The organism is Candidatus Symbiopectobacterium sp., assembly GCF_020054415.1.
GTDB lineage: Bacteria > Pseudomonadota > Gammaproteobacteria > Enterobacterales > Enterobacteriaceae > Symbiopectobacterium.
In genome coordinates, this window is record NZ_JAHWCO010000476.1 from 1 (window position 1) to 1,867 (window position 1,867).

Consider the following 1,867-nt stretch of genomic DNA (forward strand, 5'->3'; position numbering starts at 1 on the left):
CAGTGAAACGACGGATCCTCGCAACGTAAAATCATGCAGTTAGGCCTCATGAGAAAAGTGTACACCTGAGATGACAAGCATTTTCAACCAAAACTGGCATGGAAAAACAGCATGATTACCTATTATTCAACAAAGCCCATATTCACGAAACCGGGTTGCTTATTGACGACCCCAGCGTGGTTAAACAGCTCAATGCGGTGTTTGAGCAGGACTGGCAGGCTCAGCAAGCACTGGCGCAAGGTATCGCCGTCAAGCCAGTTATGCAGACTGCTGAGCAGGATGATTCGCGCCCGAATAACTATCTGGTTGCCAGCCCCAAAGCGTTCAACCCAGCGGGAGTGCTGGATTCTGAAACGGAATTGCCACGCTTACTGGTGCAAGCGAAAACCCGTGTGCGCATTCAGGTAATGGACTATGCGTCGCTCTCATATGGCCCGAACCGTACTCTTCCCTATTATGCGTTGATAGATAATGCGTTACGCAGCGCAGCAGCACGTGGGGTGAAGGTGGAGTTAATGGTGGCGAACTGGAGCACCAAAAAGCCGAACATTGCTTATCTGAAAAGTTTGGCGGTGCTGCAGAACGTTGAAGTGAAAATCGTGACATTGCCTGAGGCAGGCAGTGTGTTCATCCCCTTTGCCCGCGTGATTCACAGCAAGGTCATGACCATTGATGAGCAAAAAGCCTGGGTGGGTACCAGTAACTGGAGCGGTGGTTACTTTGATAACTCGCGCAATCTGCAGATTGTGATGCAAAGCCCGGCGATGGCTGCGCGTATTGATGCGTTGTACGCCCAGTTGTGGAACAGTGACTACGCACAACTGATTCAACGGGATAAAGATTATCCAGCACCACGCCCCGGTGGGGCACATCGAGTCAAGGAAAAGCAAAAAAAACGCCCCGAGGTTAGCGGGGCGTTTTCTGGTTAAAACGTTTTATAGTTAAACAACGTCATCATCGAGATGAGGGGGATGTTATTGTGATATAGGACATCAGCACGATGGCATGTCGGTCAGGCCTAAATAAAGAAATTGATCAATGCAGCGCACAGAATCGCAGCAATAGCGGTTTGCGGAGAGTGACCCGCCGCTACGCCAAGCTCAGCGCCGTGTGTCGCCGCAGAAATAAATGAATCTAGCATGGTACTTTCTCCTGAATCAGCGACACGATCATACTGCCGGCCTGTTTTATGTAAAGAACAAAATATCGACAATTTTGTGCGCTGGCTTGTAATTCCAAGCGATACCTATGAGGGCACGGTAAACGGAGCGTAAGCGTCACACTTGTCATCGTTCTGGGTGTTGGCTGGGGGGTGTCATTTTGGCGAAATGCGCGTTATCTGTGGGGGGACTCCACAAATTTAGGCCGAGTCTTTTGGTTGGTACCGTGAATGTTTCGTGCGTGTTAACCCGAGCGGTTATTTGCATCGTACATCGCACACGCCCTACGCGGGGCGCTCAATCGCCCTAGCTTTCCGCGGGAAATAATGCCGCTACGCGGTGCCTTCGGGGCCCGAGCCCACTGACGTTCACGGCGTCCTGCCGCTCACCCTGTGGTCTCGTTCCCCCTCAGCGTTATTTTTTACGCGATATACCCGTGATCATTGAAGATGCTTGATTTTACGCGGTAAGAAGATAATGCTCACCCGCTATGAAGTGTATTAGTCGCGACTAGATCTGACACTGGACCTTGAAAGGTTGAGAGTTACCGGTTTTGATATGGGTATCTAATCCTTAAACAAAACGCGAGGTAACTCTCATGCTTCATACTAACAATCCCATTATCAAACACAAAGCCGGCCTGCTCAATCTCGCCGAAGAACTCGGTAACGTATCAAAAGCCTGCAAGATCATGGGCGTGTCACGCG

At 50.3% G+C, this 1,867-nt stretch carries 1 protein-coding gene and 2 pseudogenes; 2 read left to right on the forward strand and 1 reads right to left on the reverse strand.

Going from position 1 to position 1,867, the window contains the following annotated elements:
- Positions 1 to 137: 137 nt before the first annotated feature.
- Positions 138 to 929: pseudogene (locus QZ506_RS13910) on the forward strand (phospholipase D-like domain-containing protein); the annotation flags it as partial.
- A gap of 89 nt (positions 930 to 1,018) precedes the next feature.
- Here QZ506_RS13910 and QZ506_RS13915 read toward each other — a convergent pair.
- Entirely contained in the window at positions 1,019 to 1,141 is a 123-nt protein-coding gene (locus QZ506_RS13915; protein ID WP_291971812.1) for a YshB family small membrane protein, read from the reverse strand.
- A 617-nt stretch (positions 1,142 to 1,758) separates the two neighbouring features.
- Here QZ506_RS13915 and QZ506_RS13920 point away from each other — a divergent pair.
- Positions 1,759 to 1,867: pseudogene (locus QZ506_RS13920) on the forward strand (IS481 family transposase); the annotation flags it as partial.

Coding starts and splice junctions, on each gene's coding strand:
- QZ506_RS13915 (WP_291971812.1), bottom strand. CDS start 1,141: ATGCTAGATTCATTTATTTCTGCGGCGACACACGGCGCTGAGCTTGGC.